At 45.8% G+C, this 19,525-nt stretch carries 18 protein-coding genes and 1 tRNA gene; 18 read left to right on the top strand and 1 reads right to left on the bottom strand.

Annotated features, from left to right (window positions below; translation table 11 throughout):
- Window positions 1–180: 180 nt before the first annotated feature.
- On the top strand, window positions 181–1,341 hold the full coding sequence (locus V1358_RS02945; RefSeq protein ID WP_347389044.1) for a serine hydrolase domain-containing protein: 1,161 nt from the start codon (window positions 181–183) through the stop codon (window positions 1,339–1,341).
- Between the two features lie 61 nt (window positions 1,342–1,402).
- On the opposite strand, the gene yhbY is transcribed toward V1358_RS02945, so the two are convergent.
- On the bottom strand, window positions 1,403–1,699 hold the full coding sequence (gene yhbY / locus V1358_RS02940; protein WP_347392527.1) for a ribosome assembly RNA-binding protein YhbY: 297 nt from the start codon (window positions 1,697–1,699) through the stop codon (window positions 1,403–1,405).
- Between the two features lie 88 nt (window positions 1,700–1,787).
- Here yhbY and rlmE point away from each other — a divergent pair, with 88 nt between their 5' ends.
- From rlmE to V1358_RS02855, 17 genes are all read left to right on the top strand, one after another.
- Complete coding sequence (gene rlmE, locus V1358_RS02935) at window positions 1,788–2,417, top strand: 23S rRNA (uridine(2552)-2'-O)-methyltransferase RlmE (protein WP_347389046.1); 630 nt, start codon at window positions 1,788–1,790, stop codon at window positions 2,415–2,417.
- Window positions 2,418–2,481: 64 nt separating this feature from the next.
- Window positions 2,482–4,407 carry an ATP-dependent zinc metalloprotease FtsH gene (gene ftsH / locus V1358_RS02930; protein WP_347392526.1) on the top strand — a complete coding sequence of 642 codons (1,926 nt, stop codon included), beginning with the start codon at window positions 2,482–2,484 and terminating at the stop codon, window positions 4,405–4,407.
- A 116-nt stretch (window positions 4,408–4,523) separates the two neighbouring features.
- The gene (folP, locus tag V1358_RS02925; RefSeq protein WP_347392525.1) at window positions 4,524–5,372 is read left to right on the top strand and encodes a dihydropteroate synthase; all 849 of its coding nucleotides are present in this window, start codon (window positions 4,524–4,526) and stop codon (window positions 5,370–5,372) included.
- Window positions 5,373–5,390: 18 nt separating this feature from the next.
- On the top strand, window positions 5,391–6,731 hold the full coding sequence (glmM, locus tag V1358_RS02920; protein WP_347392524.1) for a phosphoglucosamine mutase: 1,341 nt from the start codon (window positions 5,391–5,393) through the stop codon (window positions 6,729–6,731).
- 80 nt (window positions 6,732–6,811) lie between these two features.
- The gene (tpiA, locus tag V1358_RS02915; protein ID WP_347392523.1) at window positions 6,812–7,555 is read left to right on the top strand and encodes a triose-phosphate isomerase; all 744 of its coding nucleotides are present in this window, start codon (window positions 6,812–6,814) and stop codon (window positions 7,553–7,555) included.
- A gap of 6 nt (window positions 7,556–7,561) precedes the next feature.
- On the top strand, window positions 7,562–7,915 hold the full coding sequence (gene secG, locus V1358_RS02910; protein WP_347389051.1) for a preprotein translocase subunit SecG: 354 nt from the start codon (window positions 7,562–7,564) through the stop codon (window positions 7,913–7,915).
- Window positions 7,916–7,924: 9 nt separating this feature from the next.
- Window positions 7,925–8,010: transfer RNA gene (locus V1358_RS02905), tRNA-Leu, on the top strand.
- 144 nt (window positions 8,011–8,154) lie between these two features.
- On the top strand, window positions 8,155–8,352 hold the full coding sequence (locus tag V1358_RS02900; RefSeq protein ID WP_347389052.1) for a hypothetical protein: 198 nt from the start codon (window positions 8,155–8,157) through the stop codon (window positions 8,350–8,352).
- A gap of 97 nt (window positions 8,353–8,449) precedes the next feature.
- A complete protein-coding gene (gene rimP / locus V1358_RS02895; protein ID WP_347389053.1) occupies window positions 8,450–8,905 on the top strand; it encodes a ribosome maturation factor RimP in 456 nt (151 codons plus the stop codon).
- Window positions 8,906–8,943: 38 nt separating this feature from the next.
- Window positions 8,944–10,443 carry a transcription termination factor NusA gene (gene nusA, locus V1358_RS02890; RefSeq protein ID WP_347389054.1) on the top strand — a complete coding sequence of 500 codons (1,500 nt, stop codon included), beginning with the start codon at window positions 8,944–8,946 and terminating at the stop codon, window positions 10,441–10,443.
- Between the two features lie 25 nt (window positions 10,444–10,468).
- Entirely contained in the window at window positions 10,469–13,135 is a 2,667-nt protein-coding gene (gene infB, locus V1358_RS02885) for a translation initiation factor IF-2 (protein WP_347392522.1), read from the top strand.
- A gap of 112 nt (window positions 13,136–13,247) precedes the next feature.
- Window positions 13,248–13,640, top strand: a complete 393-nt coding sequence (rbfA, locus tag V1358_RS02880) for a 30S ribosome-binding factor RbfA (RefSeq protein WP_347389056.1) — start codon at window positions 13,248–13,250, stop codon at window positions 13,638–13,640.
- Between the two features lie 5 nt (window positions 13,641–13,645).
- Entirely contained in the window at window positions 13,646–14,587 is a 942-nt protein-coding gene (gene truB, locus V1358_RS02875) for a tRNA pseudouridine(55) synthase TruB (protein WP_347392521.1), read from the top strand.
- Window positions 14,588–14,684: 97 nt separating this feature from the next.
- Window positions 14,685–14,954 carry a 30S ribosomal protein S15 gene (gene rpsO / locus V1358_RS02870; RefSeq protein ID WP_347389058.1) on the top strand — a complete coding sequence of 90 codons (270 nt, stop codon included), beginning with the start codon at window positions 14,685–14,687 and terminating at the stop codon, window positions 14,952–14,954.
- 245 nt (window positions 14,955–15,199) lie between these two features.
- The gene (gene pnp, locus V1358_RS02865; protein WP_347389059.1) at window positions 15,200–17,329 is read left to right on the top strand and encodes a polyribonucleotide nucleotidyltransferase; all 2,130 of its coding nucleotides are present in this window, start codon (window positions 15,200–15,202) and stop codon (window positions 17,327–17,329) included.
- 51 nt (window positions 17,330–17,380) lie between these two features.
- Window positions 17,381–18,295 carry a lipoprotein NlpI gene (gene nlpI, locus V1358_RS02860; RefSeq protein WP_440589853.1) on the top strand — a complete coding sequence of 305 codons (915 nt, stop codon included), beginning with the start codon at window positions 17,381–17,383 and terminating at the stop codon, window positions 18,293–18,295.
- A gap of 37 nt (window positions 18,296–18,332) precedes the next feature.
- Window positions 18,333–19,466, top strand: coding sequence for a hypothetical protein (locus V1358_RS02855; protein ID WP_347392519.1), 1,134 nt, complete (start codon window positions 18,333–18,335; stop codon window positions 19,464–19,466).
- Window positions 19,467–19,525: the final 59 nt, after the last annotated feature.

Here is a 19,525-nt window from a genome sequence, read left to right as displayed (position 1 = left end):
GTTGTTATTAAAAAGCCCATACCCAAAGGCGCATTGTTAAGATAGCACCTTGCGCATAAAGCGTTTTTCAATCCCAAGTATCGGCCTGCAGATTCAAACGCTGTATTGTACGTGAGTTTAACCTAAACTTCATGATATTATTTGCTTCAATAAGCGTCTTACTGAACAAAAACAAAAATAATGAGAAAGAAGAGTTTAACTTCCTTACTGTGTTTATTTGCCTTGATGTTTTTGGCTCCTACATCTTCTCAAGCAAGTAAACCAGCCGCGGATGCCAATCATTGGCATGACTTTGTTGATTCCTATGTTTCCGATCTTGAGCGTCAACTTGAACAAAAAAAGATACCCGGTGCGGCACTGTCGATTGTTCATGGTGATTACCCCTCGATTGCGTTGGGTTTTGGGAAAACAAAATTAAAAAAAGGGCGTCAAGTTGACGTCAACACGCGTTTTCGTCTTGCCTCCGTATCAAAAACGTTTGCGGGTTCTTTGGCTGCAAAACTCGATGCTCAAGGCGTGATAGACCTTGATGCACCTGTTGATAAGTACATTCCTGAACTGAAAAATACGCAGTATCAAAATTCGCTTAAGGTTTCTCATCTATTGAGTCATGGCAGTGGCTTGGTGCCCAATGCTTATGACAACCTTATCGAATCACGCATGTCCTACCCAGATATTGTGGAGCGTCTGCTTCAAGTTGAACCGATTTGTCAGCCAGGGCAATGTTATGGTTATCAAAATGTGATGTTTTCACTCGTTGGCGATGTTATTGAGCGTGCCAGCGGCATGGATTACGAAACGTGGATGCAGGAATTTATTTTCAGACCGTTACGTATGCGCCATGCCAGTGTCGGTTATGAGGGCATGATTGCTGATGATAATTACGCCTACCCTCATGTAAGAGGAAGAAAAAGCTGGCACACAGCGCGCCTTAAGAAGAACTATTACAAGGTGCTTCCTGCCGCAGGCGTGAATGCCAGTGCCGCGGACATGGTGCAATGGCTCAAGGCGCAACTGGGTATGTACCCAAGCGTTTTGTCTTTAGAAGCACTGCAAACACAAGTGCAACCTTACACACTTACCACGAAAGAGAAGCGTCGGCGCATTTGGAAAAAGCATGTAAAGCAAGCGCATTACGGTCTGGGTTGGCGGATCTATCAATATGATAATGAAACCATTTACTATCACAGCGGCTGGGTACAGGGATACCGTACTGACATCGTGGTAATACCGCGGCTTAATGTCGGCTTTAGTCTGTTGCTCAATGCAGAGACTGGGCTGATTAATGAATTGACCACACAGTTTATTGACCAATTGTTGGTAATGGAGCGCAAAGCTTAGTGCTTAGAAAGGACTTTAAATAAAAAAGGTCAGCGATGCTAACCTTTTTTGTGGAAGCTTTTTAACTGCGAGGTAATTGAATCTTGCGGTCTTCACTTTGTCGATACAGAGCAATGATGTGACCAATTGCTTGTACTTTATGCGCACCAGTTTCACGGATGATCGCTTCAAAAATAAGCGCTTTGGTCTCGCGATCGTTAGTTGGCACACGTACTTTGATCAACTCGTGAATATTCAAAGCACTGTCTATTTCCGCAATAACGCCTTCAGTTAAGCCGTTCGCACCCAGCAACACCACTGGCTTAAGCGGATGTGCAAGGCTTTTGAGATACTGCTTTTGTTTATTCGATAGTTTCATAGATTTTCTAAATTTTGCTGATTCGAGCTTGAATTATCGGTATTCTAACGCCATCTAGCAGATAATACTATTAAGTTACGTGTAATTTATGACGAATAAAAAACACTCTGCGAGCTCGAAGCGTTGGCTCAAAGAGCATTTCGACGACCACTATGTGCACGAAGCGCAAAAGCAAGGGTGGCGTTCTCGAGCTGTGTTCAAGCTTGAAGAAATACAGCAAAAAGACAAATTACTGCGCCAAGGTATGACGGTTGTCGACTTAGGTGCAGCACCTGGCAGTTGGTCGCAATACCTCGCTCAGCAAGTAGGTGACAATGGTCAGGTGGTTGCATGTGACATACTGCCAATGGACTCGCTCGCTGGTGTGGATTTCTTGCAAGGTGATTTTCGTGAAGAAGCTGTGCTAAATGCGTTGTTGCAACGTATTAACGGTAAGAATGTCGATGTTGTGTTCTCAGATATGGCGCCTAACATGAGCGGAAACATGAGTACCGACCAAGCTGGAAGTATGTATTTGGTGGAATTAGCACTGGATATGTGTCACCAAGTTCTCAAAAAGAACGGTGCTTTTGCGGTAAAAGTGTTCCAAGGTGAAGGGTTTGACCAGTTTGTGAAAGATGTTCGTGACTGTTTCAAAACAGTAAAAATCCGCAAGCCCGATGCGTCGAGACCGCGTTCTCGCGAGGTATATGTAGTAGCGACAGGCTACAAACTGTAGTACAGTTGTCGGGAAAAGTTGAATTTAATTAATTTAGATACAAGAGGTTAACACCTTGAGTGATATGGCAAAGAATTTAATACTCTGGCTCGTTATTGCCGTGGTTTTAATGTCGGTTTTTCAGGGCTTTAATGGCTCAGACAATCTCGATAGACAAACCAGTTATACACAATTTGTAAAGGACGTGCGTAATCAACAGTTACGTGAAGTAGTAATGGACCGCGGCACAGGCATGATCACCGGGGTTAAAACCAATGGCGATCGTTTCCAAACAGTCATGCCAATGTACGACGAAGACTTGATCAACGACTTGTTGAAAAACGACGTCAACGTTAAAGGTGTTCTTCCAGAAGAGCAGTCGTTCTTAGCGACTATCTTTGTTTCTTGGTTCCCAATGTTATTGCTTATTGGTGTGTGGATATTCTTCATGCGTCAAATGCAAGGCGGTGGCGGTAAGGGCGCAATGTCTTTCGGTAAGAGTAAAGCGCGCCTGATGAGCGAAGATCAAGTGAAGACGACATTTGCAGACGTTGCAGGTTGTGACGAAGCAAAAGAAGACGTCACGGAGCTTGTAGATTTCCTACGCGATCCTTCGAAGTTCCAAAAGCTTGGTGGCAGCATTCCTAAAGGTGTGTTGATGGTCGGCCCTCCAGGTACCGGTAAAACGCTTTTAGCTAAGGCCGTTGCAGGGGAGGCGAAAGTACCATTTTTCACAATCTCTGGTTCTGATTTCGTAGAGATGTTTGTGGGTGTCGGTGCATCACGTGTGCGCGATATGTTCGAGCAAGCGAAAAAGGCTGCACCTTGTATCATCTTCATCGATGAAATCGATGCTGTAGGCCGTCAACGTGGTGCCGGCATGGGTGGTGGTCACGATGAGCGTGAGCAAACACTTAACCAAATGCTTGTAGAAATGGATGGTTTTGAGGGTAACGAAGGTATCATCGTTATCGCTGCAACCAACCGACCTGATGTTTTAGACCCAGCATTACTTCGTCCTGGTCGTTTTGACCGTCAAGTTGTCGTTGGTCTGCCAGACATCCGTGGTCGTGAGCAGATTTTGAAAGTACACATGCGCAAAGTGCCTCTAGCGGATGACGTGGAAGCGTCAGTTATTGCGCGCGGTACACCAGGTTTCTCAGGTGCTGACTTGGCAAACCTCGTGAATGAAGCTGCATTGTTTGCCGCACGTGGTAATAAACGTGTTGTTAGCATGGCCGAATTCGATGCTGCGAAAGATAAGATCATGATGGGTGCTGAGCGCAAGTCAATGGTGATGTCTGAGCAAGAAAAAGAGATGACTGCATATCACGAAGCGGGCCACGCTATTGTGGGACGTATGGTGCCAGAGCATGATCCTGTTTATAAAGTATCTATTATTCCACGCGGCCGTGCGTTGGGTGTGACCATGTACTTGCCAGAACAAGACCGTGTAAGTCACTCAAAAGAGCACTTAGAGTCGATGATTTCAAGCTTATACGGTGGTCGTATCGCTGAAGCCTTGATATACGGCGACGATAAGGTAACAACGGGTGCGAGTAATGACATTGAGCGAGCGACACAAATCGCCCGTAAAATGGTTACCCAATGGGGCTTAAGCGCGAAAATGGGACCGCTTCTTTATGCTGAAGAAGAAGGCGAAGTATTCATGGGTCGAGGTTCGTCTCGTAGCATGAGTATGTCCGATGAGACTGCAAAAGCTATCGACGTTGAAGTACGCGAACTGTCTGATCGTAACTATCAACGCGCTGAACAAATTTTGCGTGACAACATGGATATTCTACACACCATGAAAGACGCGCTAATGAAGTACGAAACCATTGATGCGAAGCAAATAGATGACTTGATGGCTCGTCGTGAAGTGCGCCCACCAAGCGACGCTCATGACCTAAAGCATCAAGATAAATCTAAGGCAAAGGCAGATGCGGTGAAGGATAAAGAGCCTGCACCAAGTACTGACGATAAGCCAAGTACACAAGACGACAAGTAAACCAATAGTCCCATATACCTTTGGGGCTTTTCCATCTTAGACTTTACCGACTCACTCTTGAGCTGCCGCTCCAAGGTAGAGTCTGGGATGGCCTCTTTACAGAGACAATAATAACAATGCTACTTTTACCTCGAGGCCGTCAACTCGACCTCACAACCCCACAGGTAATGGGGATCCTCAACGTAACTCCAGATTCTTTTTCTGATGGCGGCCAGCACAATGATATCGACAGCGCTGTCAATCGAGCGATGAAAATGCTTGGCGAAGGCGCCAATATAATCGATGTAGGTGGCGAGTCTACGCGCCCAGGTGCAGCAGATGTGCTTGAACAAGAAGAATTAGAACGTGTAATTCCGGTTATCCAAGCGATTCGTGAACGTAGTGATTGCGTGATATCGATAGACACAAGTAAAGCTGCTGTTATGCAAGCGGCAGTTCAGGCCGGTGCAGATATCATCAATGATGTGCGTGCACTTGAAGAGCCCGGAGCTCTTGAAGTTGCGGCTAAGGCTAATGTGCCAGTATGCATAATGCATATGAAGGGGCAACCACGTTCAATGCAAACTGCGCCTGACTATACCAATGTCACACAAGAAGTGGCCGATTATTTAGCACAGCGCGCGCAGTGCTGCGTTGACGCGGGTATCTCAGCTAAAAACATTATTATTGACCCGGGTTTTGGTTTTGGTAAGTCGCTCCAGCATAACTATAAATTGCTCAATGAGTTAGAGCAGCTGAAAAGCTTGGGCTACCCAATACTGACGGGGCTATCAAGGAAATCCATGTTCGGACAATTGCTCAACCGCAGTGCGGATGAGCGTCTAAGTGCAAGCCTAGCAGGTGCTCTAATTTGTATGCAAAAAGGTGCCGTTATTGTCCGAGTACATGATGTAAAAGAAACAATGGACGTGGTTCGGGTGCATGAAGCAACAACGAACCCGTTGCAAGCGCAATCAGCAGTATAACGCTTAGGAAAGAAACGTATGAGCAACAGAAAATATTTTGGTACCGACGGCGTAAGAGGCCTAGTTGGTGAATATCCAATCACGCCAGAATTCGCACTTAAGCTTGGCTGGGCTGCGGGAAAAGTCTTTTCAAAAATAGGCACGCGCAAGGTCATCATCGGTAAAGATACTCGTATTTCAGGTTATTTACTGGAAACATCACTCGAGTCTGGTCTTATTGCTGCGGGCATTGATGTCGTTTTACTTGGTCCAATGCCAACGCCTGCCGTTGCTTACCTAACGCAAACTTTCCGTGCAGAAGCGGGTATTGTTATTAGTGCATCGCACAACCCTTATCACGATAACGGTATCAAATTCTTCTCAAGTGAAGGTCTTAAGTTACCTGATGAAGTGGAACTTGAAATTGAAGCCATGATGGACCGAGACATGGAATGCGTGCCATCTGAAAAACTTGGTAAGGCGCGCCGCCTTGTTAGCGCTGATGGGCGTTATATCGAATTCTGTAAGAGCCAGTTCCCGCAAGGTAAATCACTAGAGGGGCTTAAAATAGTACTTGATTGTGCCAATGGCGCAACTTATCACATCGCACCCGCAGTAATGCAGGAACTGGGTGCACAAGTTATTACCTTTGCCTGTGAACCAAATGGTCTAAACATCAATGCGAAATGTGGTGCCACAGATGTCGCAGCATTGAAGCGTAAAGTGCTCGAAGAGAATGCAGATGTGGGCATTGCCTACGACGGTGACGGTGACCGCGTGATGATGGTGGATCACAAAGGCCATATATTCGATGGTGACGATATTGTATATATCATCGCAAACTTACTGCATGAACAAGGCCAGTTGGGTGGTGGTGTTGTTGGTACTGTGATGTCAAACATGGGCCTAGAAAATGCCCTTCAAGCGAAAGGTATTGAATTTGCTCGTTCTAAAGTAGGTGACCGCTATGTAATGGCGCTGCTGAAAGAAAAAGGCTGGAAAATTGGTGGTGAAAGTTCTGGACACGTACTTAACTTGGATTTGATCAGCACAGGTGACGGCATTATCTCAAGTCTACAAGTGTTGGCTGCGATGGTAACAACCAATAAAACACTGCGCGATTTAGGCCAGGGTTTTGTTAAGTATCCAATGAACATGATTAACGTGTGCTACAAGGCAGGTACAGATCCAACGGTCGCGCCCCAAGTGAAGGCAGTCGTTGCAGAAGTTGAGCAATTACTTGCAGGCAAAGGTCGTGTGCTGTTACGCAAATCCGGTACTGAACCTGTTGTGCGTGTCATGGTTGAAGCAGAGCAAGAGAAACAAGTCCTCGATTTTAGTCAGAAAATCGCCCAAGTTGTTGAAAGTGTGAGCAGTTAAACGCTTTTGCAAAAATATTATCTTGTAACTTTGGGCGAGTCACGATAGTATCTCGCCCGCTTTCGAACATGGAGTAAAACATGGCATCACGTAAGCCTTTTGTGGCAGGTAACTGGAAGTTAAACGGTTCACTTGAACTACTAAATGAAATGGCAAATGAAATAAATGCGGTTTCTGGTGAAGATGTTGATGTAGCGCTTTTTGTTCCAGCTTTACTTGTAGGTGAATGCGCCAAATTAGGCGTTAAAACCGGTGTGCAAACAGTGTCAGAATTTGAGGCGGGTGCATACACAGGTGAGATACAAGCAAGTTTAGCAAAAGACTTAGGTGCAGAGTATGCACTGGTTGGTCACTCGGAGCGTCGCCATATTTTTGGTGAGAGCGATGAGGTTGTTGCCGATAAGTTCGTAATGGCACAGCAGCAGGGATTAGTTCCTGTGTTGTGTGTTGGTGAAACTGAGCAACAACGAGAGCAAAACGAAACAGAATCTGTAATCAGTGCGCAAATTGACGCAGTGGTTAGAAAATTAGGTGTGGCTGGTCTTAAGCAATCTGTGATAGCATACGAGCCGGTTTGGGCCATAGGCACAGGTAAAACTGCATCGCCAGAACAAGCTCAACAAGTACACCAATTTATTCGTGCAAAAATTGCGTCGTTAGACAGCGAGATAGCACAGCGCTTGCTTATCCTATACGGTGGCAGCGTAAACGAAAAAAACAGTAGTGAATTATTTGCACAGCAAGACATTGACGGTGGCCTAATTGGCGGAGCAAGTCTTAAGACGGATGCCTTCATTAGTATCTGTGAAAGTGCAAAAGGATAGAATTAAATGTACGAGATTCTTTTAGTAGTTTATTTGATTGTTGCAATTGCACTGATTGGTTTTGTGTTAATTCAACAAGGTAAAGGCGCTGACATGGGTTCGTCATTCGGTGCTGGTGCATCTGCAACCGTTTTCGGTTCGTCAGGCGCTGGTAACTTTATGACTAAAACGACCACAGTGTTAGCAACTGTATTCTTCATTTTGAGCATCGTGTTAGGTAACCTAACTGCAGGCCAAATCAAGAAGACAGATCAATGGGAAAATCTAGAAGCAGCTCCAGCGGTTGAAACCGTGAACGACGCAGCAAGCGATATCCCAGTTGAGGAACCAAAGAACACTAACACTGACGTTCCTAACTAAAAAAATTAAGCCGTGGTGGTGGAATTGGTAGACACGCCATCTTGAGGGGGTGGTGAGCATAGCTCGTGCGGGTTCAAGTCCCGCTCACGGCACCAAATAAAGAGACCAAGCATTTAGCTTGGTTTTTTTATGTAAAGGCCTTGTTAAATCAGGCTTTAGGCGTTATCGATGGTTGCTTATTGATAACCACGGCACTATAATAGGTGCCATTAATGAAGCACAGCGTCAGCTAGCGCTTCATGCAGCAGATTTTTAAACAGCTAAAGGTTCTCCTTTGGTTGCTGATTGAAGTTCGCGCATTCTCTGAAATGCGCGTTTTGCGTTTAGCAGAAGAGATTTTGCTAAGTCGTCGCAGCGGTTTATCGTACAGATACAGCCCGCAGCCAAGCTTGGCCCTAGGCCGCACAGAAAATCAGGAAGTGTTTACTTTCCAGTAGATATTTCCAGTGTGACGCCCCGCTTGGTTCGGGGCGTTATTGTATCTGTATTGAAAATGGGGCTTTAGCCCTTTTTTTGTTTCTATGGAGAAGTTTCGTGACAAAGCTCGAACAAACATTAACTGAGATGTTAACACCGGCGGTCGAAGCGATAGGCTTTGAGCTTCTGGGGCTTGAGTTCATTCAAGCGGGTCGCCATTCTACACTGCGTGTGTATATCGACCATCCAGACGGGATCACGGTGGATAACTGTGCTGATGTCTCTCGACAAGTTGGTGCGATCCTCGATGTAGAAGATCCAATTACTAATGAATACGATTTGGAAGTGTCATCACCTGGCGTAGATCGTCCACTGTTCAAACCAGAACATTATCAAAATGCAGTGGGTGAAGAAGTCAGATTGAGAACCAAGCTTCCACAAGATGGTCGTCGTAATTTTAAAGGCGACCTAGTAGCAGTTAACGGTGATATGATCACAATCAATGTTGATAATGAAGAGTTTATGCTCATGATCAGCAACGTTGAGCGTGCGAACATCATCGCCAAACTTTAATTTCAGTGCGAAGGAATAGGGCAAGCGAGGCAATACCTATGGCAAAAGAAATCCTATTGGTGGCGGAAGCCGTTTCCAATGAAAAAGCGGTCCCCAAAGAGAAAATTTTTGAAGCATTAGAGTTCGCACTAGCGACCGCAACAAAGAAAAAACACGATGGTGACATTGATGTACGCGTATCTATCGACCGTAAAACAGGTGAGTACGACACGTTCCGTCGCTGGCAGATCGTAGAAGCGCAAGAAGATGGCAGCTTAGAAAACCCGTATCGCGAAATCACCCTTGAAGCTGCGCAGGTTGAAGAACCAGAAAAGCAACTAGGTGACTTCGTTGAAGAACAGATCGAGTCAATCAAGTTTGACCGTATTACAACGCAAATGGCCAAGCAAGTTATCGTACAAAAAGTACGTGAAGCTGAGCGCGCGCTTGTTGTTGAAGCTTATAAAGATCAAGAAGGTGAATTGGTAACGGGCGTTGTTAAGAAGGCAAGCCGTGATGCAATCATCCTGGATTTAGGCAACAACGCAGAAGCAGTTATTTACCGTGACGATATGTTACCGCGTGAAAACTTCCGTCCAGGCGACCGTGTACGTGGCTTGTTATACGCAGTTCGTCCAGAAGCTCGTGGCGCACAATTATTCGTGACTCGTTCTAAGCCTGAGATGCTAATGGAACTATTCCGCATCGAAGTGCCAGAAATCGGTGAAGAGATGATTGAACTTCGTTCGGCAGCTCGCGATCCTGGTTCTCGTGCAAAAATCGCTGTTAAGTCGAACGACAAACGTATCGACCCAGTGGGTGCGTGCGTAGGTATGCGTGGTGCACGTGTGCAGGCCGTATCTTCAGAGTTGGGCGGTGAGCGTGTTGATATCGTGCTTTACGATGATAACCCAGCGCAATTCGTTATCAACGCAATGGCCCCAGCCGAGGTTGCATCTATCGTAATGGACGAAGATTCACGTTCTATGGATATCGCAGTTGAATCTGACAACCTTGCGCAAGCGATTGGCCGTAACGGCCAAAACGTACGTCTAGCTAGCCAATTAACAGGCTGGGAGCTAAACGTAATGACGGTTGAAGACATGCAGTCTAAAAACCAGGCTGAATCAGACAAGCTAATCTCTCTATTTACTGAGGGCTTGGATATTGATGATGACTTCGCAGCGCTATTAATTGGTGAAGGCTTCTCAACACTTGAAGAAGTTGCGTATGTACCAACAAGCGAATTCTTAGAAATCGATGGTCTTGATGAAGACACCGTCGAAGAGCTGCGTAACCGTGCCAAAGACGCTTTAACAACGAAAGCGTTGAAAGACGAGGAAAGTCTTGAAGGTGCTGAACCAGCAGAAGACCTATTAAGCCTTGAAGGTTTAGATCGTCACCTTGCCTATGTCATGGCAAGCAAAGGTGTAATCACACTTGAAGATCTAGCTGAGCAAGGAATTGACGAACTAGTAGAAATTACTGAGCTTTCTGAACAGGAAGCGGGCGACCTAATCATGGCTGCACGTAATATCTGCTGGTTCGGTGAAGAGTAATTTATTAACGGAGGTAACAAACAACATGGCAGAAGTAAGTGTAGCAAAACTAGCCGAGGACATTGGTACAACTGTTGATAAATTGCTCCAGCAATTGGACAGTGCTGGCATTAAAAAGCAAGCTGATGACCAGGTAAACGAGTCAGAAAAAGCTCAATTGCTTGATCATTTGTCAAAGCAACATGGCGGTTCTGGTGTTTCAGGTCCAGAGCGCATGACGCTGCAGCGTAAAAAGAAAAGTACGCTAAGCGTGACAGGCTCTACGGGCAAAGCGAAAGCGGTTCAAGTAGAAGTGCGCAAAAAGCGCACCTACGTGAAGAAAAGTGCCCTAGAGGAACAGCAAGAACAAGCGCGTTTAGAAGCTGAAGAGCAAGCGCGTCTTGAAGCGGCTAAGTTAGAAGCTGAGCGTAAGGCGAAAGAAGACGCTGAACGTAAGGCGAAAGAAGAGGCAGATCGTAAGGCTAAAGAAGAAGCTGATCGTAAAGCCAAAGAAGAAGCGAAGCGTAAAGCCGAAGCACAGCGCAAAGAAAGTAAAGGTTCTGCAAAGGATGAGGCGCAAACTCAGAAAGAACGTGAAGAAGCTGAGCGCTTACAGAAAGAAGCAGAAGAGGCAGCATTGAAGAAAGCTGAAGAAGAAGCACAACGTCAAGCAGAAGAAGCTCGTCGCCTAGCTGAAGAAAACGAAGCACGCTGGAAGCAAGAAGAAGAGGAGCGTAAACGCCGTGAAGAAACGGCTGATCACCACCTAACTACTTCTACTTATGCTCGTGAAGCAGAAGACGAGTCAGATGCACGCGAAGAGAAAAGCGCGCGTCGTAAAAAGAAAAAGCCGAAAGGCAAAGAAGTTGAAGTACCTTTAAAATTTGGTAAAGGTAAAAAAGGTAAGCTAAAAGCGCCTACATCATTACAACACGGTTTCCAAAAGCCAGTAGCGGATAAGAAAGCAGAAGTGCGCATCGGTGAGACTATCACAGTTGCTGAACTTGCTTCTCGTATGGCTGTTAAAGGTGCTGAAGTCGTTAAGACCATGATGAAAATGGGCGACATGGTTACCATCAACCAAGTAATTGACCAAGAAACAGCGCAATTAGTTGCTGAAGAAATGGGTCACAAAGTGGTTGTTGTTCGTGAAAACGAACTAGAAGAGAAAGTACTAAGCGATCGTAACGAAGAAGGTAAAGCCGTTCCTCGTGCGCCAGTTGTTACAGTTATGGGTCACGTTGACCACGGTAAAACATCAACGCTTGACTACATTCGTTCAGCGAAGGTTGCCTCTGGCGAGGCCGGTGGTATTACCCAGCACATCGGTGCATACCACGTTGAAACAAACGGTCACATGATCACTTTCCTTGATACTCCTGGACACGCAGCGTTTACCTCAATGCGTGCTCGTGGTGCGAAAGCAACGGATATCGTAATCCTTGTTGTGGCAGCAGATGATGGTGTAATGCCACAGACTAAAGAAGCGGTTCAGCACGCCCGTGCTGCAGGTGTTCCTTTAATCATCGCAGTAAACAAGATGGATAAAGAAGGTATCGACCCAGATCGCGTTAAGAACGAATTAGCACAGCTTGACGTTATCCCTGAAGAGTGGGGTGGTGACACGCAATTCGTACACATCTCTGCGAAAACAGGTCTAGGCATTGATGATCTTCTTGAAGCAGTACTAATGCAGGCTGAAATCCTTGAGCTTACTGCCCCGACTGAAGGTATGGCGGCAGGTGTTGTTATTGAATCGCGCCTAGATAAAGGTCGTGGTCCAGTTGCATCTATCCTTGTTCAATCAGGTACGCTTAACCAAGGTGATATTGTACTGTGTGGTCTAGAATACGGCCGCGTTCGTGCGATGAAAGATGAGAACGGTAAAGACATCAAGTCGGCAGGTCCATCTATCCCAGTTGAGATTCTAGGTCTATCTGGTATCCCAGCAGCAGGTGATGAAGCAACGGTTGTTCGTGACGAGCGTAAAGCACGTGAAGTAGCATTGTATCGTCAAGGTAAATTCCGCGAAGTGAAGCTTGCACGTCAACAGAAAGCGAAGCTTGAAAACATGTTTGCTAACATGACTGAGGGCGATGTATCAGAAGTTAACGTGGTACTTAAAGCTGACGTACAAGGTTCAATTGAAGCAATTTCTGATTCATTAACTAAGCTTTCTACTGATGAAGTAAAAGTGAAGATTGTAGGTTCAGGTGTAGGTGGTATTACTGAAACTGACGCTACTTTAGCAGCGGCTTCAAATGCAATCGTTGTTGGCTTTAACGTACGTGCTGACGCATCTGCACGTAAAGTGATTGAAGCTGAGAACCTAGACCTACGTTACTACAGCGTTATCTACAGCCTGATTGAAGAAGTGAAACAGGCGATGTCAGGTATGCTTGCACCAGAATTTAAGCAAGAGATCATCGGTCTTGCTGAAGTACGTGACGTGTTTAAGTCACCGAAGATTGGTGCAATTGCAGGCTGTATGGTTACTGAAGGTATTGTTAAACGCAGCGCACCTATCCGTGTACTTCGTGATAACGTTGTTATCTATGAAGGTGAACTTGAATCACTTCGTCGCTTTAAAGACGACGTGCAAGAAGTTCGTAACGGTATGGAATGTGGTATCGGCGTTAAGAACTACAACGACGTTAAAGTTGGCGACCAAATCGAAGTATTCGAGACGGTTGAAGTTCAACGTTCACTTTAATCCTCGTTGACCTAACGAATTGATGGGGGCCTTCGTGCCCCCATTTGTGCATTGTGTATTACCTGATACACGTTTGAAAATGTGTCAGGTATTTTTTATATAAGTGGTGATAATGAGAGAGTTTTCTCGCACAGAGCGCGTAGCGCAACAGATTCAAAAAGAAATCGCCGTGATCATCCAACGTGAAGTCAAAGACCCGCGTTTAGGCATGGTGACTGTGTCTGCGGTAGAAGTATCGCGTGACTTATCTTACGCCAAAATCTTCGTGACGGTATTCAACCAAGAAGATGAAAGCAAAACTAAACAAAGTATGCGCATTCTTAACGATGCTAGCGGCTATATTCGCTCGCTGTTAGGTAAGCGTATCCGTGCACGCATCGTTCCAGAACTTCGTTTCGTGGTTGATACCTCGTTGATGGAAGGTATGCGTATTTCCAACCTTGTTGACTCTGTTATGCGTGAAGACGAGCAAAAGCGTGGCACTCAGTCAGACGAGGAAGAATAAGCACTATGGCTAGACGTACCAAAGGCCGTCCAGTTGATGGCGTACTCTTGTTACATAAGCCGCAAGGTATTTCCAGTAATCGTGCTTTGCAGCAAGCCAAAGGCATTTATTACGCGCAAAAAGCTGGCCACACCGGGGCACTCGATCCGTTGGCCACAGGCATGCTCCCCATTTGTTTTGGTGAGGCAACCAAGTTCAGTCAGTTCCTACTCGATACAGATAAAACCTATGTCGTACGGGCTAAGTTAGGTGAGCGTACAACCACCTCTGATGCTGACGGTGAAGTGGTTGAAACGCGCGATGTGAACGTCACTAAAGAGCAAGTTGAGCAACATGTTGCTGGATTCTTGGGTGAGTCTGATCAATATCCTTCTATGTACTCAGCGCTAAAGTATCAAGGCCAGCCTTTATACAAATACGCGCGCGAAGGCATTGAAGTACCGCGCAAGTGTCGTCGTATCAACGTGTATAGCTTAACTCTGGACGAGTTTGACGAGCAAGCAAACGAGATTCAGATGACTGCGCATGTCTCAAAGGGCACCTATATTCGCACTATCGTTGATGACTTAGGTGAGTTACTCGGATGTGGCGCACATGTAATTATGCTGCATCGCTCCAAGGTAGGGCATTATCCTAGCGAGAAAATGGTCACCTTAGACAAATTACAAGCACTCCTCGATGACGCCAAAAGCAAAGACCTATCACCCAGTGAGGTGTTGGACGCTTTGTTATTACCTATGGACACTGCGGTACAAGATTTACCGAGCGTTGAAGTAGACGAAGAGCAAGCGATTGCTTTTGCTCACGGACAAACGGTGGTTATCGGCGAAGTGCCAGAAGACGTTTGCGCTGTGCGTTGTGGTGAGCGTTTCCTCGGTGTTGGCGAGCGAAACCAACACGGACACCTTAAAGCGAAGCGTGCTGTAGCTATCACAAATAACTTGTAGTTCTATACAAGCTTGGTAAAATAGCGCGCTCAATTGGTGGGGCTGGATTAGTGATCGGCTCTTACCGTATATAAACACTCAATTTTTGGAGTAAATTATGTCACTAAGCAACCAAGAAAAAGCAGAAATCATTGCTAAATTTGCACGCGCTGAAGGCGACACTGGTTCACCTGAAGTACAAGTTGCACTTTTAACTTTCGATATCAACAAGCTTCAAGGCCACTTTGCTAACCACAAGCAAGACAACCACTCACGTCGTGGTCTTCTTCGCAAAGTAAGCCAGCGCCGTAACCTTCTTAACTACCTTAAAGGTAAAAGCATCGAGCGTTACACTGCGCTAATCCAAGAACTTGGCCTACGTCGCTAATTCTTTGATACCAGTTTGAAAAAGGGGCCTAATCGCCCCTTTTTTTGTGCGCCTTTGACGAGTATACTTAGCGCTGTCTAAGTTTCGCGATTAGGCAGACTAGATGGCACCATATTGCCAATTGTAGTAAATAAAGGCATTCGTTCGAGTGTGGTTATTTACTGTAATTGGTGAGGTGCTTAAGAAAATCCTTAGTCAGTTCACTGTTTGTGAACAGGCTAACTGCAACTTAAGGAAACATTTAAGTGCAAGCAATTATTAAAGAATTCCAATACGGACAACACACAGTAACACTTGAAACAGGCGCGATTGCACGTCAAGCAGACGGCGCAGTACTTGCTAGCATCGGCGACACTTCTGTTCTTGTAACAGTAGTAGGTAAGCGCGACGCAAACCCAGGTCAAGATTTCTTCCCTCTAACAGTAAACTACCAAGAAAAAATGTATGCGGCTGGCCGTATCCCAGGTGGTTTCCTAAAGCGTGAAGGTCGTCCTAACGATGGTGAGACGCTAATTGCACGTCTTATTGACCGTCCAATTCGTCCACTTTTCCCTAAAGGTTTCGTAAACGAAGTACAGGTAATCGCGACAGTTGTTTCAGTAAACCCTGAAATCCAACCTGATATCGTTGCCTTAATTGGTACATCAGCGGCGCTTGCGCTTTCTGGTATTCCATTTAATGGTCCAATCGGTGCATCACGTGTAGGTTACATCGACGGTCAATACGTTCTTAACCCGTCAATGACAGAGCTTAAAGAAAGTAAGCTTGACCTAGTTGTTGCTGGTACAGACAACGCTGTACTTATGGTTGAGTCAGAAGCTGAAACGCTAGCAGAAGACGTAATGTTGGGTGCTGTTGTTTACGGTCATGAGCAATCACAAGCAATCATCAATGCAATCAACGAATTTGCAGCTGAAGCTGGCAAGCCTGCATGGGATTGGACTGCACCTGCAAAAGACGAAACGCTTGGCGAAAAAGTAGCAGCAATCGCTGAAGAGAAAATCGGCGAAGCGTACCGCATCACTGATAAAGTAGCGCGTAAAGATGCACTAAGCGCAGCGAAAGCTGAAGTAATCGAAAAACTAAGCGCAGAGCTTGGCGAAGATGAAAGCCTAGACGAGCAAGAAGTATCAGGCGTTTTCGGTTCACTAGAGAAGAAAATCGTTCGTGGTCGTATCATTGCTGGTGAAAAGCGTATCGATGGTCGTTCTCCAGACATGATTCGTGCACTTGACGTTAAAACTGGCGTACTTGCACGTACACACGGTAGCGCAATCTTCACACGTGGTGAAACTCAAGCACTTGTAACAGCAACACTTGGTACAGAGCGTGATTCACAGATGATCGATGACCTATTCGGTACATCTACAAGCCGTTTCATGTTGCACTACAACTTCCCTCCATTCTGTGTGGGCGAAACTGGTTTCGTTGGTTCACCTAAGCGTCGTGAAATCGGCCACGGTAACCTAGCTAAACGCGGTATTGCGGCGGTTCTTCCGACTCTTGAAGAATTCCCATACTCAATCCGTGTAGTATCTGAAATCACTGAATCTAACGGTTCATCTTCAATGGCTTCAGTATGTGGTACTTCACTTGCGCTTATGAACGCAGGTGTACCAACTAAAGCATCTGTAGCGGGTATCGCGATGGGTCTTGTGAAAGAAGGTGAAGATTTCGTAGTTCTTTCTGACATCCTAGGTGACGAAGATCACCTTGGTGACATGGACTTTAAAGTAGCGGGTACAGCTGAAGGTGTAACTGCACTACAAATGGATATCAAGATTGAAGGTATCACTCAAGAAATCATGCAAATTGCGCTTAACCAAGCAAAAGCTGCACGTCTACACATCCTAAACGTAATGGACGAAGCGATTTCTGCACCAGCTGCTGAGCTTTCAGACTATGCACCACGTATCTACGTTGTGAACATTCCACCTAAGAAAATTGCTGATGTTATCGGTAAAGGTGGCGCAACAATCCGTGCACTTACTGAAGAAACGGGCACAACGATTGAAATCGAAGATGACGGTACTGTTAAGATTGCAGCAACAAACGGCGACAGCGCTCGTGCAGCTATCGCACGCGTTGAACAGCTAACAGCTGAACTTGAAGTAGGTACTATCTACGAAGGTAAAGTTGTACGTATCGTAGACTTTGGTGCGTTCGTAAACGTTCTTCCTGGTAAAGATGGCCTAGTTCACATTTCACAAATCAGTGATGAGCGTGTGAACAACGTTGCAGATCACCTAAGTGTTGGTCAGGAAGTAAAAGTTAAAGTACTAGAAGTAGATCGCCAAGGTCGCGTACGTTTGAGCATCAAAGAAGCGCAAGGGTCTTCTGCGCCAGCTGCTGATGAGTCAAAAGACGCTGAATAAGCGATAAAAGCATAGTAAAAGGGGCTGTTTAGGCCCCTTTTTTATGTTTTAATGAAAGTCCATGTATGGATAAATAGGTTCAGGACTTTGAGAAAACTTCTAGCGCTTTGTGTTTCCAGTGTCGCGGCAATCATGCTAACAGGCTGTCAAACCACACCCGAAAGTCCTCAATATGTCGTTACAGTCCCGTTTGCGGCACCTTTGCCCAGCGATTACCGCAGTGAAGTAGCGGTAGCTCGTTACACCGAATTAATTGAACAGGCAGAGCTGGCGAATGACCAACAAGCTGTCTTGTACTATGACCGCGGTAAACTATTTGAAAGCTTAGGCTTAACCACCTTGGCACGCATCGATTTCAGCCGTGCAATTAACCTCAAGCCAGACTTTGCAGAAGTGTATAACTTCTTGGGTATTCACCACACCTTGATGCAGCAGTACAGCAAAGCTTATGAGATGTTTGACTCTGTATTGGAGCTCAATGCTGAGCATGAATATGCTTATCTTAATCGCGGCATCGCCCTGTACTATGGTGAGCGACCAGAATTGGCCGAGGATGACCTACAAGCCTTTTTGAATTTCGCACCTGATGATCCTTACCGCGTGCTTTGGGTCTACCTTGCTCAAAAGGCCCAAGATTCACAACGCGCGCAAACAAGCTTAAACAACATGGCGCAAGCACTTGACCCACAAAACTGGGCATATAAGTTGGTTGCTTATTTTAAAGGTGATATTTCCGAGCAAGATTTATTATCTAGCTTGGCTGATGGAGTGGAATCACACCATGAATTCGCTGAGCGTCTTTGTGAGGCCTATTTCTATCTCGCTAAGAGTCATCAAGCTCAAGGTCATAACACTTTAGCGAGTGATTACTTCAAGCTTGCGTTGTCGACCAATGTGTATGAATTTGTCGAGTATAAATATGCGCGACTTGAATTAGATATCATGGCAGGCGAGGGTGCGCTCTAGCCTGCTTGCATTATTTACTTTAGGGTTGTGTGCGAGTGTGAGTCAACATCGCGACGCTGCCCTTTTTCATGCCATTGAGAATCCTCAAGCGGCATTGGCGTTTTATAATCGCTCCGAGCAACACATTCCTTATTCTTTACTCGATGAATCAAGCCTTCGCGCCCTTGCATCAAACAACGCACCATTGGCCTTATTACAGCTTGCTCAGCGTTTAGTAAGTGCTAAAGACTACCGTGGAGCGCAGGTTTATTGGCAAAAAGCACTCGACTATGACGTGGCTAGCATGTTGCCATTTTGGCATACACTCTGTGGGCTACTCAAAGAGCATCAACAGTGGCAAGCTTTAGCTGTCATTCGCCAGAGCGTAAAACTGCCTGAGGATGCTGAGCTAATGTGGCGCATCAATGAAGGCTTGCCGGTCGATTCAGTGCGAGATAACACCTCAATTGAATTAGGCTTTGGTACAGCGCTGGCGCACGCGCAAGCTGGTACATGTCCTTATAACGTATTGTTACTCGGTGATAGCCTCGCGGCCATGGAGCAACTGCAACGGATTAAATCCCAGTACGAAGCGCAACCGGAACCACAATCTGGCCTTATTTGCTTATCGCAACCGAATTATATTGGCGGTCATATAGAGTGTGCACTCAATGATGCGCAATTTAGTCTGTGTGATTGGCGGCGCATTGCAGCAAAGCCTGTAGATTTCCCCCAGGGTTTTGACTTTATTATCATGATGACGCAATCCGGCCTTGCTAACGTGCGCGCAGGTATCATGCACATGAGTGTACAAAGTAAGTACCACACGTTTTTGCACGAATTACTGCACTTCTCTGGCTTTACAGATGAATACCCTGCGCCGATGAAACAACAGCGATATTGTGAGCAGCAGGGGCACTTGTTTGCTAACTTATATGTGGGTGATTCGGCTCCTAAAGGTTGGGCGCAGAGTGACTATTGTACGAATGGCCGTGGATACAAACCAACGAGTGCAGTATCCATCATGGAGCACTCAGAAGTTGGCCTTTCACAGCCATACCGAGAATTGTGGGTTGAGCAATTAGAAAACTCGCAAAAGCAGCTGCGTTTTGCAGATTGGTTTTTTGCTATCAGTGGTAACGAAAAATGGCGCCAGTACCGCCTTGCACTGGAGAATAAAAATAACGCATAAGCACTTGGATTGCTTGAGCTTGCAAGAAATAATGTTAGGTAGGTTAGTAGGGTGTTAAC

The sequence above is a fragment of the Pseudoalteromonas pernae genome, from assembly GCF_039831865.1.
Lineage (GTDB): Bacteria > Pseudomonadota > Gammaproteobacteria > Enterobacterales > Alteromonadaceae > Pseudoalteromonas > Pseudoalteromonas pernae.
The sequence above is the reverse complement of the archived record's forward strand: the minus strand, read 5'-3'. Positions and strand labels throughout refer to the sequence as shown.

Bases quoted from the DNA above. Each gene is read 5' to 3' on its own strand.
- yhbY (WP_347392527.1), bottom strand. From the start codon at position 1,699: ATGAAACTATCGAATAAACAAAAGCAGTATCTCAAAAGCCTTGCACAT.
- rlmE (WP_347389046.1), top strand. From the start codon at position 1,788: ATGACGAATAAAAAACACTCTGCGAGCTCGAAGCGTTGGCTCAAAGAG.
- truB (WP_347392521.1), top strand. From the start codon at position 13,646: ATGGCTAGACGTACCAAAGGCCGTCCAGTTGATGGCGTACTCTTGTTA.
- tpiA (WP_347392523.1), top strand. From the start codon at position 6,812: ATGGCATCACGTAAGCCTTTTGTGGCAGGTAACTGGAAGTTAAACGGT.
- ftsH (WP_347392526.1), top strand. From the start codon at position 2,482: ATGGCAAAGAATTTAATACTCTGGCTCGTTATTGCCGTGGTTTTAATG.
- rpsO (WP_347389058.1), top strand. From the start codon at position 14,685: ATGTCACTAAGCAACCAAGAAAAAGCAGAAATCATTGCTAAATTTGCA.
- nlpI (WP_440589853.1), top strand. From the start codon at position 17,381: ATGAAAGTCCATGTATGGATAAATAGGTTCAGGACTTTGAGAAAACTT.
- folP (WP_347392525.1), top strand. From the start codon at position 4,524: ATGCTACTTTTACCTCGAGGCCGTCAACTCGACCTCACAACCCCACAG.
- nusA (WP_347389054.1), top strand. From the start codon at position 8,944: ATGGCAAAAGAAATCCTATTGGTGGCGGAAGCCGTTTCCAATGAAAAA.
- V1358_RS02900 (WP_347389052.1), top strand. From the start codon at position 8,155: ATGCAGCAGATTTTTAAACAGCTAAAGGTTCTCCTTTGGTTGCTGATT.
- rbfA (WP_347389056.1), top strand. From the start codon at position 13,248: ATGAGAGAGTTTTCTCGCACAGAGCGCGTAGCGCAACAGATTCAAAAA.
- V1358_RS02945 (WP_347389044.1), top strand. From the start codon at position 181: ATGAGAAAGAAGAGTTTAACTTCCTTACTGTGTTTATTTGCCTTGATG.
- infB (WP_347392522.1), top strand. From the start codon at position 10,469: ATGGCAGAAGTAAGTGTAGCAAAACTAGCCGAGGACATTGGTACAACT.
- secG (WP_347389051.1), top strand. From the start codon at position 7,562: ATGTACGAGATTCTTTTAGTAGTTTATTTGATTGTTGCAATTGCACTG.
- glmM (WP_347392524.1), top strand. From the start codon at position 5,391: ATGAGCAACAGAAAATATTTTGGTACCGACGGCGTAAGAGGCCTAGTT.